Below are 13972 nucleotides of genomic sequence, written 5' to 3' on the forward strand. Positions count from 1 at the left end.
ACGCGACGCACGATCACGCAAACCGACATCAGGGATGTCAGCGCCGCTTCAGCCAGGACTACGGCACTGGAATGGTGAATCTGAAAGTGCTCCCCCGGGCATTTGGCGACAGCGCGGAAATGCTCCCACCCCAGCTTTCAACAAGCTTTCTGACGAAAGATAGCCCAAGCCCGCTCCCCGGAACCTCGTCCTTTGAACTGAGCGTCTGGAACGGCTTAAAGATGACTTCCAGCGATTCCTCCGGAATACCCGGGCCATCATCGGAAATTTCAAATATAACGGCATCATTCTCTTGGTGGGCACTTACGCTGATACTGCCGCTGGGTTGATCATGATGTTTGATGGCGTTCGAAAGAAGATTTCGAATGACAATATCAAACGCGGCCGGGGAACCAAATGCCTGGGGAAAAGGCGCATCGACTTTTATGGTATATCCATCATGCGCGCCGATCTGCATCATGACGTGCTGAATTCTGTCATTCGGGTTGAATGACTGGGCATCCGCCCTTCTTTCGGTCGTGAAAGAGTAGCTTAACAGATCTTCGACCAGCGCATTCATACCGACAAGCTTGCTCTGAACAAGTTCAGTGTTTTCAATAAAATCGTCTGACGGGGACAGGTTGAGATCACGCAGATCTTCCAGGATAAAGTTGATAAGGTTGCTTATCCCACGAATGGGCGCCTTCAGATCATGAGCAGCCATATTGGAAAAATCACTCAGTTTCCTGTTTGACTCCTCAAGGTTCTTATTGGACGCACACAGCTTCTTGTTCGCATCGTCAAGGTCCCGGGACAGCAGGCCCAATCGTTCGTGGTCCTGAATCACCATGAGTGTCGTTTTCAGGGCGCTCCCCAAAAGAAGCACGGCCAGAGAATTTTGAATCAGAAGTATCGGCGTGGCCCCGGTGATGGCGGCGATGACTGTTGCCATCTCCTGACCCTGATTCATGAAAAATGCAGGGATCACGGCAATGGTCCCGACAATCCCGAATAAAATCAGGGTGCCATAAGAGGCCCAGCTTGTTTTTGAGATATCAATCTTCAGCCAGCGCACAAGAAAAATACCCGAAGCCGCGTAAATCGCAATGCTCGCCACACCACCGATGACATAGGGGCCGCCGACCCAGGCACGTGCAATCCCCCCGATAACAAAGGTCACCACTGCGGCAACGGGTCCCCCGAAAACGCCGGACAGGATTACCGGACCGGCCCGACTGTCAAGAATGACACCAGACTGAAAATTATGAGAACTCAGGATAAGAGCGGCGCTGGTCAGGCCAAAAACCAATCCGGCAATAACCCCGAAGTAGGGGATATTATGCGCAAATACCTCTTTCGACGCACCGGGAAGCCGGGAAGTTATCGACGCGGCAATGATCGTGACCAAGATTGCGCATATCGCCAGCAAGCCAATATTCGTAGCCAGGCTGACAAAAAGCTCATCGCTCATAAGCAAGTTCCAGTCATGTTGCGGACCAATACGCCCTCGGTGCAACACTCTGCTATGGCTTTTATGAAATTAATCCTAAGTGGGCTCGTTTCGGTGCAGGTTTTTTTGAATGACCACTTTAACTTGTTTTTCATTCAACTGGTCGCCAGCGCGTCGCGGCCCGCAGAAATAGCCCATTTTCGCCCCGGATCAGGCGAATCCCCTGCACCTTCAGGATGCCGCCATGCGCCGCAGGCGGACGATGTGGTTCGCCGCAATATCGTAAGGTCTTGCCGACCTGGCTACTGCACTTCCACAGCGGATTTCAGCCAGAGCCGTGGGCTGGCGCCCATCACCCTCAGGAACTCGCGGTTGAAGTTCGACTTGGTATTGAACCCGCTGGCCAGCATCGCTTCGGTGACTGATTTGCCATCCTGCATCAACGCACAGGCATGATGTATGCGGTGCCTGTTGATGTAACGGGACACGTTCTCGCCTTGGGCTTTGTTGATCGCGCTGGACACTTGTTTTTCCGGCACCTGCAGCTTGCGGGCCAGACGGGCGAGGGTAAGGTCAGGATCAAGATAAGGCTTATGGGCCTCAAGGTAGGTCGCCAGCTTTTCGACAATGGCGGTGTCGCGGTTTTTGTCTTGCACCGAATATTCGGTGCGCGCGTCCGGGCTGGTGCTCTGGCTGTCAATGGCATGCGACAGGCCAAGCGCCCCAAGAACGAGCAATGTGACAGAGGAAAACAGGCTGGGCAACCAGAGCAGCACGTTTGCATGCCCCGATGCAAGGCGGATCGCGATGAATATGTCGGTTCCCGCAGAGGCCACCAGCGCGACGGCCAGAACACGCCAGACCAGAACCGTCATGCGCCCGTTTTCCAGACGGCTGTGCGGCAGGCTGTCTTCTCCGCGCAACAGGGCGACAGCGATTGCAATGCCGTAGCCGGCAAACAGAGCCGGGATCAACACGTCCAGCGCTTCGGGGCTGATTGCCAGACAGACCACAGCCGCCACCGGCCCCAGCAGGTGAAGATGGTCATGCCTGCCAAGGTACCCGACCGACGCCTGACGGAACGCCAGCCACGAGACCGCGGGGATCACAGTCGCCAGAAGGGGTTGTACAATCCTCAGACCCGTCAGGCCGTAATATTGCACCAGCGCGATAACGGCGCTTTGGGCCGCGCAGCATCCGATCAGCACCAAAAGCGCAGGATGCGTTTCACGGGTCAGCGCGCGATGCAGCAAAAAGCCCGAGAGCAGCAGTGCGATAATCATCGGTATCGGCAGAACTGGCATCAGGCGTGGGTCCGTTTCTGGGCTTCATAGGACCTAAATCCCGATCTGCGTGACCTTAAACCGGATCGAGGTCGTATGAAATCCCGTCTGCGTCTGAATGACGGTGCCAACATTCAAACCACGTCACCGGAAGGCGCACCATGAAACCTACACTCCTTGCACTCGCTCTGATCCTCTCGACGGGCACTGCAATCGCCGCACAAGATGTCGGCCTTGTCGAACAGACGATAGCGGTTCCCCATCATGCTCAGGATATGCAACTGGCCGTCATGTTCCCTGCGGCGGGTCAGCAACAGACCATGTTTGCTGAAAATGCGGTGTTCTACGGAACGCCGGTGGTCAAGGACGCCGCGCCCTTGCCCGGACGACACCCGGTCGTTCTCCTCTCGCATGGCTGGGGGGGAAATTACGCGCGGATGGCCTGGCTCAGCGCGGGGCTGGTTGCGAGAGGGGCAATCGTTGTCGCCGTAAATCATCCAGCCAGCACAACCACCGATCTGGATTTCGACACCGCATTCCACCATTGGACCCGGGCACAGGACCTGTCCGCCGCGTTGGACCACGTTTTGCAGGATCCCACCTATGCCCCCCTCATTGACGCCTCACGCATCTACGCCGCAGGCTTTTCCTATGGTGGATGGACGGCGCTTTCCCTTGCGGGCGTCAGGGGCAATCGCGCAGGCTTTTTCCACTATTGCGAAGCTGCGGGGGCCGGCTCACAGTTTTGCGCCGAACTGGCTGCGGAAGGTGTCGACATCACGGCAATCGACCAAGGCAAATATGAGGCATCCTACAGAGACCCCAGGATCAGTGGCGTCGCAGCCATCGATCCCGGGCTGACCTGGGATCTTGCCCCCGAGGATGTGGCAGATGTGACTGTCCCGCTCCTGCTTGTCGGGCTGGGCGAAGGGGCCGACAGGCTCAATGCAACGGACACCAGCACGACAGGCAGCAATTTTGCGGCATTGGTTCCGCAGGCTTCTGTCAGGATCATCGCCCCCGCGATGCATTTCTCGGCACTCGGCCTGTGCAAACCCGCAGGCGAGGCTATTCTGATCGAAGAACATGACGACCCTGTCTGCACCGACCCGGTGGGAACAAACCGCGCCCAGGTGCTCGACCAAATCATCGACGCCTTGGCGGATCACTTTGAACTGAATTGATCCACGCAATTGGGGCATCTGTTTTTCAAACCCCAGATGCCCTTATGCCATGCAAGTTCCGGCCTGCTTGGCCTCCCTGCAAAATGACAATGCAACGACATAGCCGCAGTATGCTTCACTCTTCGGGTGGCAAGTGCCGGATTTCATCAGAAAAACTTCGCAACAGGCGTGCGAAATCCTTTACTTCGCGCTCTTCCCAATTGGCAAAAACCGTTTGGGCGATCCGCTGCCGCGCCGCATCGATCCTGTCGGTCACAGTACGGCCCTGCGCCGATAACACCGCTTCGCGCACCCGATGATCCGATGCTGAAGAACGGCGTTCGATCAGGCCGAGTTTTTCAAGTTTCCCCAGCTGGCGGCTGACGGTCGTGTGGTCGCGCCCAGAGCGTTCCGCCAGTTCCATGACACCCACCGGACCAAAATGCTGCACCCCGACAAGCAGCGGAAACAGTGCCCGATCAAGCCTGACCCCGGCCCGGGCAAGCATCTCATCATCCCGCTGCGGTCGGTTCATCACACTGATGATTTCGACCAGTGCGGCATGAATCTGACGTATCTCTTCAGGCATACGTGCATCTTGCACGTTGTTTTCATCTGGCATAACAGATCTCCAATTACGTGCAAAATACACGCGAATCGACCGACTTGGCAAAGCGAAGTTTCCCGCCCCGCTACCAGATCGGATCCGTCACGCAAGAGGAGCAGATGACATGCTAACCACTATTCCCCTCCGCCGTTGGGCAACCCCGCTGACCATCGGGTCTTTTCTCCTGATGGCGGGAACGGGTATTTCGATGTTCTTTGACTGGAATCCGGGTCTGGTGACGGTCGTCCACCAGTGGTTTTCATGGGCGTTCCTGATCGCGGCCGTCGCCCATGTGGTGCTCAATTTCAGGCCGTTCAAATCCTATCTGAAATCGGTCTGGGGGCGCGCCAGCATCGCAATTTTTGGCGTTCTGCTGATCCTGTCGTTCTTTACCTGGGGATTGATCACCGGCCCGCAGATGAAGGATCGGATCGAACATTCACTTGTTGTGGCGCCTATTTCCGCACTTGCGCAAGTCGCGGTCGTCCCGGTCGATGAGCTTCTTCAACGGTTCGAGGCAAACGGTTTCGTGGCTACGCCTGATGAATCCATCCACGATCTTGTCGTCAGATACGGAGGAGACGAGAACTTTCCCCTCGCGATCGTGTTCCTGCCCGAAAGAGTGTCCTCCCCTTGAAATGCTGAACAGTAGACGAATGGCACAAATGCCAAAGCTGCGCTGCGGCGTCACGTGGCTCGGTCAATGACTCGTCAGGGCCGTTCGCACCCTGTCAGGAGGCCTGCTGCCCAGATTTTGCAACGGTCGCTTCCTGCGCATTCCTGCTACACGCTACTCGGGCGTCGGCACAGCGCAGGCACAAGGCATCCACGCCCCACTCGCTGAGCGGCAGTCCGGGCCAATTATGCTCGCGCATGACTTACATGCACCCAACACCACATCTAGCCCCCCGAAATCCGCCTCTTCTGACTGGCCGCGGACTACGGCCTCAAACCGTCCGAAAATCCCCGGCCATACGGAAACCATACGCCACCCATACGGTTTCCATACGTTATCCAGCCCGCCCTGTGTGACAGGCACCACAAAAAGAGGGGCGTCAACCCGCCGAGCCTTTTCATGGATGGACGCACCAGATACGGTATCCGCCAACGCTCCACCGCCGAACATGTGGACAGGATCAAGGGTACTTCATTGGCACACATCATCGTTGTCGGGAACGAAAAGGGCGGTGCGGGCAAATCGACCGTTTCCATGCATATTTCCACTGCTCTCGCCAGAATGGGCCACCGCGTCGGTGCGCTCGACCTTGATCTGCGGCAGAAAACCATGGGCCGGTATACCGATAACCGATTGAAATTCCTCGCTTCTGAAAACCTCGATCTGCCCAGCCCGACCTATATCGAACTGCCCGAAATCGACGCCGCGACGCTGCAACCGGGCGAAAATGCCTACGATCTCCGCCTCACAGCCGCCGTTGAAACGCTCGAAAAAACGTGTGATTTCATACTGATAGACTGCCCCGGCTCTCACACCCGCCTCTCTCAGGTCGCCCATTCGCTCGCCAATACGCTGGTCACCCCGCTGAACGACAGCTTTGTGGATTTCGACCTGCTCGCCCATGTGGATTCCAGCGGGGACAAGATTTTGGGGCCGTCCGTCTATTCCGAAATGGTGTGGAATGCCAGACAGTTACGATCACATGCCGGGCTGAAACCCATCGACTGGATCGTCCTGCGCAACCGTCTGGGGGCGCAGAACATGGTCAACAAGGCGAAGATGGAAAAGGCGCTCGAGCGTCTGGCCAAGCGCATCGGTTTCCGCATCGCCCCGGGTTTCAGCGAACGTGTTGTTTTCCGTGAGTTATTTCCCCGCGGCCTGACCCTTCTGGACCTCAAGGATGTCGGTGTAAAGCAGCTCAACATTTCGAACGTCGCCGCCCGGCAGGAAATGCGCGAACTGATCAAGGCGCTCAATCTTCCGGGGGTCACGGTCAACTTCTGATCCTCTGGCGGATCAATCGGAACTGCCGCACAGGATTGGCCCCGGAACAGATGCCGACTAGGCTCGCATTCAAAGACCGGATTCGCTGCGTACCAACGCAACGGTATGACCATCAAAGGAGTCCCCCCATGGCCGCCCCATTGAACCGCTTCAAAGCCTCACTCGCCAAGGGAGAACGCAGCATCGGCTGCTGGATGGGTCTGTGCGATCCCTACCTGGCCGAGGCCACTGCCCGTGCCGGGTTTGACTGGGTGCTCATCGACGGAGAGCATGCCCCCAACGATCTCGCCGCCATTGCCCGGCAGCTGCAGGTACTGGATCCCCACACCTCGCCCATTGTGCGCCTGCCAATGGGTGAACCCTGGCTGATCAAGCAGGTGCTGGACGCGGGCGCGCAGACGCTGTTGATTCCCATGGTCAATTCGGCCGAAGAGGCGCGCGCGCTGGTACGGGCCATGCGCTATCCGCCCGAGGGTATCCGGGGCATGGGATACGCCTTGGGCCGCGCATCGCATTTCGGTACGGTCGAAGATTACGCCGCCACAGCGAACGACCAGATGTGCCTGATTGTGCAGGTCGAAACCCGCGCGGGACTGGATGCGCTCGACGATATCCTGGCGGTCGAGGGCGTCGATGCGGTGTTTGTCGGGCCCGCCGATCTGGCCGCCGACATGGGCCATACCACCAGTCCCAACGCGCGCGAAATGCAGACCGTGGTTGCCGAAACCCTGCGCCGCATCGCTGCCTCGGACAAGGCCGCCGGCATCATCGACTTTTCCGACGACGCGCTGGCACAGCACTTTGACAATGGCGCCCAGTTTGTTGCCGTCGGCGCGGATGTGGTATTTCTGGCCCGGGGGCTCAGGGCGCTGGCCACGAAATGGCAGGATCACATCGCCGGATCGTAAGCGTTTGTTAACCCGGATCCGGGCCAAATGGCGGGATGAAATATGCCTGGCTCCTGCCAATTCTGCTTCTTGTCGCCTGCAACACCGGCGGCCCCGGTTTTCGCGGCATCGAACCCGTGAAGAAAGAGGTGGATGGCAGCCGATTCCTGTTGCGCATCAAAGGTCAGCTGGTCGAGGCGATCCGCACCAACCCCGAAGCCTTTCCCAAATTTGAAACCGTCGCCCGGAAGGCCGGCATCGCCGCGCATGAACGGACCGGCTGCATCCCGCACTGGATCCGCGGCGACGCGGCGGTGATGGTCATCGGCCTGTCCTGCAACGGCGCCAAACCGCCGCCAAAACCCAAACGCAAGGCGCGTTTCTCCTGCGATATCTATGACACCTACGCCGCGCCCGCCCGCAACATTCGCGATCTCGGGCTAGAGTGTTACCGGTCCTGATCCAGACTCTTTTCGAAGAACAGGCTCGCCGGAGATTCTTCGTAGGCACCAAACGGGCCGCTGGGTAAAAACCCTCGCGACCGGTACAGCCGCGCTGCGGCATCCAGCCCCGTGCCTGTTTCCAGCCTGAGCCATGTCAGCCCCTCGCCCCGCGCCACACCTTCCAGATGCGCAAGCAAAGCCTGTCCCACACCCCGCCCCCGCGCGCCGGGGTCCACGAAAAAGGATTTTACCTCGCCATACCCCTCTGCGCGCATCAGCGCGACACAACCAACCGCCTGGCCGCCATATGCGGCCAGATACAGCGATATCGCGGGCACGCATAAGGCGTCGAGCCCCAGAAAATGGTTGTCTTCCGGCGCGAACATTTTCCGCATCAGGGCGTGGCTCTGTTCCAGTAGGCCCACAGCCTGCGGATCACGGGGGGATACGGTTTCTATTGTCACGCTCATAGGAGCCTCCTGGAAAATCAACCCCGATCTTGGTCATTCCCCTGCCAAAGACAATATCAAAACCACCCAATATCTTGTGGATAAGCGCCCTGCAGAAACCAGATAAGGCGCAATCCCGTTGACTCTGCGCGCCTGAAACCCGCAGAATGTGCATCAAACCCTGAATCACAAGGCCTTCCTTTGCAGTTCTCCAAGCTCAGATTGACCGGCTTCAAAAGCTTCGTGGACCCCACCGACCTGATCATCGCTGACGGGTTGACCGGAGTCGTCGGTCCGAATGGCTGTGGCAAATCGAACTTGCTGGAAGCCCTGCGCTGGGTCATGGGCGAAAACCGCCCCACCGCCATGCGCGGCGGCGGGATGGAGGATGTCATCTTTGCCGGGACCTCGTCTCGCAATGCCAAGAACTTTGCCGAAGTCTGCCTGACCATCGACAATTCCGAACGGCTGGCCCCTTCGGGGTTCAACGAATCCGACCAGCTGGAAATCGTCCGCCGCATCACCCGCGACGTCGGATCGGCCTACAAGGCCAACGGCAAAGACACGCGCGCCCGCGACGTGCAGATGCTGTTCGCCGACGCATCGACCGGCTCGCATTCTCCGGCATTGGTCCGGCAGGGCCAGATTTCCGAGTTGATCAACGCCAAGCCCAAAAGCCGCCGCCGCATCCTCGAAGAGGCGGCCGGCATTTCCGGCCTGTACCAGCGGCGCCACGAAGCCGAACTGAAACTGAACAACACCGAAGCGAACCTGCTGCGCGTCGATGATGTCATCGAACAATTGGCCGCGCAGCTGGCCACATTGGCCCGACAGGCGCGTCAGGCCGCCCGCTATCGCGCCATCGGCCATGACCTGCGCAGTGCCGAAGGCCAGTTACTGTACCGCCGCTGGCGCGAGGCCGAGGAGGCACGGCTGCGCGCCGAAGAGTTGCTGCGTGGCATGACAGTCGAAGCAGCCCGCGCGGAAACCGCCGCTCGCAATGCCGCCAAAGTACGGGCACAAAGTGACGAGGCCCTGCCCCCGTTACGCGAGGAAGAGGCCATCGCCTCGGCCATCCTCCAGCGGCTGACCGTCCAGCGCGACACGCTGTCGGATCAGGAAAAGCGGGCCGTTGACGCGATTGCAACCCTGCGCCGCCGCATCGACCAGATGACCAACGACATGGCGCGCGAAACCGGCCTGAATCACGACGCGATCGAAACGATCGAGCGGCTGGAGTGGGAAGAGCGCGAACTGGCCAAGGCCGCCGAGGGGCACGACGAAAAACTCTCTGACACTGCCGAGGCCGCCTCTGAAGCCGCCAGCGTGCTGCAGGAACGGGAAGACGACCTCACGAGGATGACCGAGGATGTCGCCCGGCTTTCCGCGCGCCACCAGTCCGCCCACCGTTTGCTCACCGACGTCCGCAAGACCCTGCAGCGGAGCGAGGAAGAGGCTGCCCGCGCCCGCACCGCAGCCAAACAGGCGCAGGAAGTGCTCGCGAACGCAGACACCGGCATGGCCGAAGCCGAAGCAAAGGCAGACGCCGCGCAGGCCGCGGCGAGCAACGCCGAAACCGTGCTGGCCGAGGCGGAAACCGCCCGTGCCGATACCCAATCCCAAGAAGCCGACGCCCGGGCCGAACGATCTGAAGCCGAAGGCGAGGCCAACGCCCTGCGAGCCGAAGTCTCGGCCCTTAGCCGCCTGCTGGACCGCGATACCGCCGCGGGTGGCCAAATCCTCGACCAGCTGAAAGTGGCGCAAGGCTATGAAAAGGCGCTTGGCGCCGCCTTGGCCGACGATTTGCGCGCGCCCCAGGTCGAGGCAGAAGGCCCCTCTGGCTGGGCGATTTTGCCCGCCTATGATGTCTCTCAGCCGCTGCCCGATGGCGTCACGGCGCTTGACCAGCATGTCTCGATTCCCGGGGTTCTGGAACGCCGCATGAGCCAGATCGGCCTTGTCGATGCCGCTGACGGCCCGCAACTGCAGCCATTGCTGAAACCGGGTCAACGGCTTGTCAGCGTCCAGGGCGATCTTTGGCGCTGGGATGGCTACCGCGCCTGGGCCAAAGATGCACCTTCGGCCGCCGCCCTGCGTTTGGAACAGCGAAACCGGCTGGAGTCGCTGAAACAGGAGATGACCCGCGCCACCGCCCGGATGGAGGGTGCCCGCGGCGCGCACGAGGCGCTGACCGCCCGCCTTGCCGACCTCACCCGCGCCGACAAGGCCGCCCGTGACGCGCGACGAGAGGCGGACGCCGACCACACCCAGGCCACCCGCGCCGTGTCGCGCGCCGAGGCCGACCGCAACATGGCGATGAGCCGCCTGGAAAGCCTTGGCCTTGCCGTGTCGCGGCATGAGGATGAGGCGACACAGACCCGCAGGCAACTGATCGATGCCGAGCGCGCCATCGCCGATCTAGGCGATCTCGACGCGGCGCGGGGCGAGGTCGAGGACATCAAGATGACAGTCGAGGCCGCGCGCATGACCATGATGGCGCGCCGCTCTGCCCATGACGAACTGCGCCGCGAGGGCGACGCGCGCAAGGCCCGCGCCCAGCAGGTCACCAAGGATCTCAGCGGCTGGCGTCACCGTCTGGAAACGGCCAAGACCCGTGGCGCCGAATTGCAGGACCGCAAGGCCGCAGCCGAAGATGAACTCGAAGAGGCCGCTGCCGTCCCCGAAGAACTGGCCGAAAAGCGCGAAGAACTGAACGACGCGATAGCACAGGCCGGGACTCGCCGCGAAAACTCTGCCGAAGCACTGACCGCCGCCGAAACTGCCCTGCGCAACGCCATAACGGCCGAACGCGATTCTGAACGCGCCGCTTCTGATGCCCGCGAGGCGCGCGCAGCTGCTCAGGCCCGCGCCGAAGCCGCGCGTGACACCGTTCTTCAGGCAACCCAGCGCATCGCCGATGATCTTGAGACGACGCCCGAGAAGCTGCTGGAAATGCTTGGCACCAACCCCGAAGACATCGCCTCCTCTGACGAGATCGAGGCGCAGGTGAACATGCTCAAACGCCAGCGCGATGCTCTGGGGGCCGTGAACCTGCGCGCCGAGGAAGATGCCCGCGAGGTGCAGGAAGAGCATGACACGCTGGTCACTGAAAAGACCGACCTCGAAGAGGCGATCAAGACGCTCCGGTCGGGCATCTCCAGCCTCAACCGCGAAGGGCGCGAACGGCTTCTGACCGCGTTCGAGCAGGTGAATTCCAACTTTCGCCTGCTCTTTACCCACCTCTTCAACGGCGGTGAGGCGAACCTGGTGATGGTCGAATCCGATGACCCGCTTGAGGCCGGTCTGGAAATCCTTTGCCAACCTCCGGGCAAGAAGCTTTCGACCCTCAGCCTGCTGTCGGGCGGTGAGCAGACGCTGACCGCCATGGCGCTGATTTTTGCCGTATTCCTTGCCAATCCCGCCCCGATCTGCGTGCTGGACGAGGTCGATGCCCCGCTGGATGATGCCAATGTCACCCGTTTCTGCGATCTGCTGGACGAGATGTGCCGCCGCACCGACACACGTTTCCTGATCATCACCCACCACGCCGTGACGATGAGCCGGATGGATCGTCTGTTCGGCGTCACCATGCAGGAACAGGGCGTCAGCCAGCTGGTGTCCGTCGATCTGAAGCGGGCCGAAAAGCTGGTCGCCTGATTGCCGGCCATGATTAACCACACCTATCCCGAAAATCTGGCTGCAAGGTTTTCTTAACACCCCTCCGATAAGTACACGGACACACGAGGACTCTGTTCTGCGTGCCCCGAACAACGCGAATGACGGAGGCAGAAGTCCCATCCTGCGCGGTAGGTCTTTCAGGAATCGGAGATTTCATGAGCTTTTCCCCCATTGTGTCCGGCACTGGCCTCATTGGCTGGGAGTTTCTGAACCGGACCCGCGAAAAACAGCAAATCGCGTTTGAAAAGTCGCCAATGATCGCGCGCGACAAGGCGCAGTTCGAGCAACAGATCCAATCCGTGCAGACGTCCGAACAACTGATGGACAACCGCGAACTGCTCCGCGTTGCCCTTGGGGCCTTTGGTCTGGATGACGATCTGGGCAACCGTGCGTTCATCAAAAAGGTGCTCGATTCCGATCTTGCCGACTCAACGTCTCTAGCAAACCGACTTGCCGACAAGCGTTACCTTGCGCTGGCTCAAACCTTCAATTTTGCTGGGACCACCGGCCCCAGAATAGAAACGTCCCAAACCGATACGGCAATTTCTGCCAAGCTGGACAAGCTGAAAAAGCCCGAGGATCTGCTATCTGACCCAAGCCTGCTTCGCGCAACGCTAAAAGGCTTTGGTCTGGAAAAAGACGTGGGGAACGAATTTTTCCTGCAGAAGGTGCTGGGGTCAGATCTGAGCGACAAGAATTCTTTTGCAAACCGCCTTACCGACAAACGCTATGTGGAATTGGCCAAAACCTTCGATTTCCATAGCAAGGCACAAAGCCAGGACAGTCTTTATGGCTTTGTCGATGCATTCTCCGGCGTGCTTGACGACATCGAAACGGCTGACGACCTTATCGACAATGCTGAGCTGACGAATTCTGCACTGAGCATTTTTGGGCTGGAGAAGGATTTCGCCAATCTGGACAAGACGGATTTCCTTAAGAATGTGCTGGAGTCTGACCCTTATGACAATGAATCCTTTGCGGCCAAGCTGGACGACCCGCGCTACCTTGCGCTCTCCAATGCCTTTGCGCTGGGCGATCCAGATAGGGACCAGAGCAAGGCACAAAAGCTCGTTGACGCTCTGTCGTCACGTAGTGGCGTGATCGAGCAACCGGACGATCTGTTCAATGACGTGGGCTTGACTGTAAAGGTCATGGATTTCTTCAACCTACCCCAAGGCGCCGGCAAGATCGCCCAAGCCAAGCGGTTCGTAGAATCGGATCTCTCGAGCCCGACGTCTCTCGCCAACGTCCACCCGGATAAGCGTTATCAGGCCTTTGTCGAAGCCTTCGATTTCAAAGAGGCATCGACGACGCGCACCTATCCCGCGGGTTTCGCGGAAACGATAAGCCAGAATTACATAGACCGGCAGTTTGAAAAGGAAATTGGCGAAAGCGACTCCAATATGCGCATCGCTCTATCGCTGGAACGGGATCTTACCGATCTGATAGAACTTGGCGGGCGCACCGATACGCAATGGTTCTCGGTCATGGCCTCCGCTCCGTTGCGCGCGGTCTTTGAAACTGCCTTTGGCCTCCCGTCGAGCTTTGGAACTCTCGATCTGGATCAACAGCTTAGCGAATTCAAGAAACGCTCCGAACAGTATTTCGGCGTTGAAACCGTGTCGGAATATGCCGATCCGGATCGAATGGATCAGCTCAGGCGGCGGTTTCTGGTGGCAAGCGACCAGCAGAATTCGGCGAGTCTTTCCCCTGGTGCCGGTGTCGTACTCGCACTTCTCTCAGGATACTCCGGGTGACGGTGGTCAAAAATCTGGGACCCTGCAAAAGCTTTTCCATCGGCTAGTAATCTGCGTGCGGGCCCAGTTGCCCTCGCCCACCTCGGACTACAACGGACGGCGTGCTAACACGAAGAATACCGTAGCGCGCGCGGCTAGCTTGCGCTGCAGTTCCTGCAGTTGTGAGGCATTTGACCTGCCCCCCTGTCGTCGCTCAGTCATAACGAGAGTCTTTGGGTTTGTGATCCGACCCCCAACGTTGGACCGCCCGAAGGCAGAGTTTCCCGGCTTCGATCAGGGTGACAGGCTGGTAATGTCCCCCGATTTCGTCAGCGTG

The 13972-nt window shown here is 59.3% G+C and carries 11 protein-coding genes; 7 read left to right on the top strand and 4 right to left on the bottom strand.

Features of this window, described 5'->3' with window-relative positions; translation table 11 throughout:
• Positions 1 to 58 precede the first annotated feature (58 nt).
• Both CHB75_RS15245 and CHB75_RS15250 read right to left on the bottom strand, forming a co-directional pair.
• A complete protein-coding gene (locus CHB75_RS15245; RefSeq protein WP_089271990.1) occupies positions 59 to 1450 on the bottom strand; it encodes an ATP-binding protein in 1392 nt (463 codons plus the stop codon).
• 281 nt (positions 1451 to 1731) lie between these two features.
• A complete protein-coding gene (locus CHB75_RS15250; protein ID WP_089271992.1) occupies positions 1732 to 2733 on the bottom strand; it encodes a helix-turn-helix domain-containing protein in 1002 nt (333 codons plus the stop codon).
• A 140-nt stretch (positions 2734 to 2873) separates the two neighbouring features.
• On the opposite strand from CHB75_RS15250, the gene CHB75_RS15255 reads away from it, so the two are divergent.
• Positions 2874 to 3896 carry an alpha/beta hydrolase family protein gene (locus tag CHB75_RS15255; protein WP_089271994.1) on the top strand — a complete coding sequence of 341 codons (1023 nt, stop codon included), beginning with the start codon at positions 2874 to 2876 and terminating at the stop codon, positions 3894 to 3896.
• 115 nt (positions 3897 to 4011) lie between these two features.
• Here CHB75_RS15255 and CHB75_RS15260 read toward each other — a convergent pair whose 3' ends face one another.
• On the bottom strand, positions 4012 to 4464 hold the full coding sequence (locus CHB75_RS15260) for a MarR family winged helix-turn-helix transcriptional regulator (RefSeq protein WP_217898796.1): 453 nt from the start codon (positions 4462 to 4464) through the stop codon (positions 4012 to 4014).
• Between the two features lie 142 nt (positions 4465 to 4606).
• On the opposite strand from CHB75_RS15260, the gene CHB75_RS15265 reads away from it, so the two are divergent.
• From CHB75_RS15265 to CHB75_RS15280, 4 genes are all read left to right on the top strand, one after another.
• Positions 4607 to 5119, top strand: coding sequence for a DUF4405 domain-containing protein (locus CHB75_RS15265; protein ID WP_089271998.1), 513 nt, complete (start codon positions 4607 to 4609; stop codon positions 5117 to 5119).
• A 513-nt stretch (positions 5120 to 5632) separates the two neighbouring features.
• Positions 5633 to 6442, top strand: coding sequence for a division plane positioning ATPase MipZ (locus tag CHB75_RS15270; RefSeq protein ID WP_089272033.1), 810 nt, complete (start codon positions 5633 to 5635; stop codon positions 6440 to 6442).
• 128 nt (positions 6443 to 6570) lie between these two features.
• The gene (locus CHB75_RS15275) at positions 6571 to 7350 is read left to right on the top strand and encodes an HpcH/HpaI aldolase family protein (protein ID WP_089272000.1); all 780 of its coding nucleotides are present in this window, start codon (positions 6571 to 6573) and stop codon (positions 7348 to 7350) included.
• A 35-nt stretch (positions 7351 to 7385) separates the two neighbouring features.
• Positions 7386 to 7790 (top strand): hypothetical protein, encoded by a 405-nt coding sequence (locus CHB75_RS15280; RefSeq protein ID WP_089272001.1) that lies wholly within the window; start codon positions 7386 to 7388, stop codon positions 7788 to 7790.
• Here the strand turns inward: CHB75_RS15280 and CHB75_RS15285 are convergent.
• Positions 7778 to 8242 (bottom strand): GNAT family N-acetyltransferase, encoded by a 465-nt coding sequence (locus CHB75_RS15285; protein WP_089272003.1) that lies wholly within the window; start codon positions 8240 to 8242, stop codon positions 7778 to 7780. The two genes, CHB75_RS15280 and CHB75_RS15285, sit on opposite strands and share 13 nt — an antisense overlap.
• 180 nt (positions 8243 to 8422) lie before the next feature.
• Here CHB75_RS15285 and smc point away from each other — a divergent pair, with 180 nt between their 5' ends.
• Complete coding sequence (smc, locus tag CHB75_RS15290; protein WP_089272005.1) at positions 8423 to 11878, top strand: chromosome segregation protein SMC; 3456 nt, start codon at positions 8423 to 8425, stop codon at positions 11876 to 11878.
• 176 nt (positions 11879 to 12054) lie between these two features.
• Positions 12055 to 13656 carry a DUF1217 domain-containing protein gene (locus CHB75_RS15295; RefSeq protein WP_176439156.1) on the top strand — a complete coding sequence of 534 codons (1602 nt, stop codon included), beginning with the start codon at positions 12055 to 12057 and terminating at the stop codon, positions 13654 to 13656.
• The last annotated feature ends 316 nt before the right edge of the window (positions 13657 to 13972 follow it).

Origin of the sequence: Puniceibacterium sediminis, assembly GCF_900188035.1 — a bacterium.
Classification (GTDB): domain Bacteria; phylum Pseudomonadota; class Alphaproteobacteria; order Rhodobacterales; family Rhodobacteraceae; genus Puniceibacterium; species Puniceibacterium sediminis.

Bases quoted from the DNA above. Each gene is read 5' to 3' on its own strand.
- CHB75_RS15245 (WP_089271990.1), bottom strand. From the start codon at position 1,450: ATGAGCGATGAGCTTTTTGTCAGCCTGGCTACGAATATTGGCTTGCTG.
- CHB75_RS15250 (WP_089271992.1), bottom strand. From the start codon at position 2,733: ATGCCAGTTCTGCCGATACCGATGATTATCGCACTGCTGCTCTCGGGC.
- CHB75_RS15255 (WP_089271994.1), top strand. From the start codon at position 2,874: ATGAAACCTACACTCCTTGCACTCGCTCTGATCCTCTCGACGGGCACT.
- CHB75_RS15260 (WP_217898796.1), bottom strand. From the start codon at position 4,464: ATGCCTGAAGAGATACGTCAGATTCATGCCGCACTGGTCGAAATCATC.
- CHB75_RS15265 (WP_089271998.1), top strand. From the start codon at position 4,607: ATGCTAACCACTATTCCCCTCCGCCGTTGGGCAACCCCGCTGACCATC.
- CHB75_RS15275 (WP_089272000.1), top strand. From the start codon at position 6,571: ATGGCCGCCCCATTGAACCGCTTCAAAGCCTCACTCGCCAAGGGAGAA.
- CHB75_RS15280 (WP_089272001.1), top strand. From the start codon at position 7,386: ATGAAATATGCCTGGCTCCTGCCAATTCTGCTTCTTGTCGCCTGCAAC.
- CHB75_RS15285 (WP_089272003.1), bottom strand. From the start codon at position 8,242: ATGAGCGTGACAATAGAAACCGTATCCCCCCGTGATCCGCAGGCTGTG.
- CHB75_RS15295 (WP_176439156.1), top strand. From the start codon at position 12,055: ATGAGCTTTTCCCCCATTGTGTCCGGCACTGGCCTCATTGGCTGGGAG.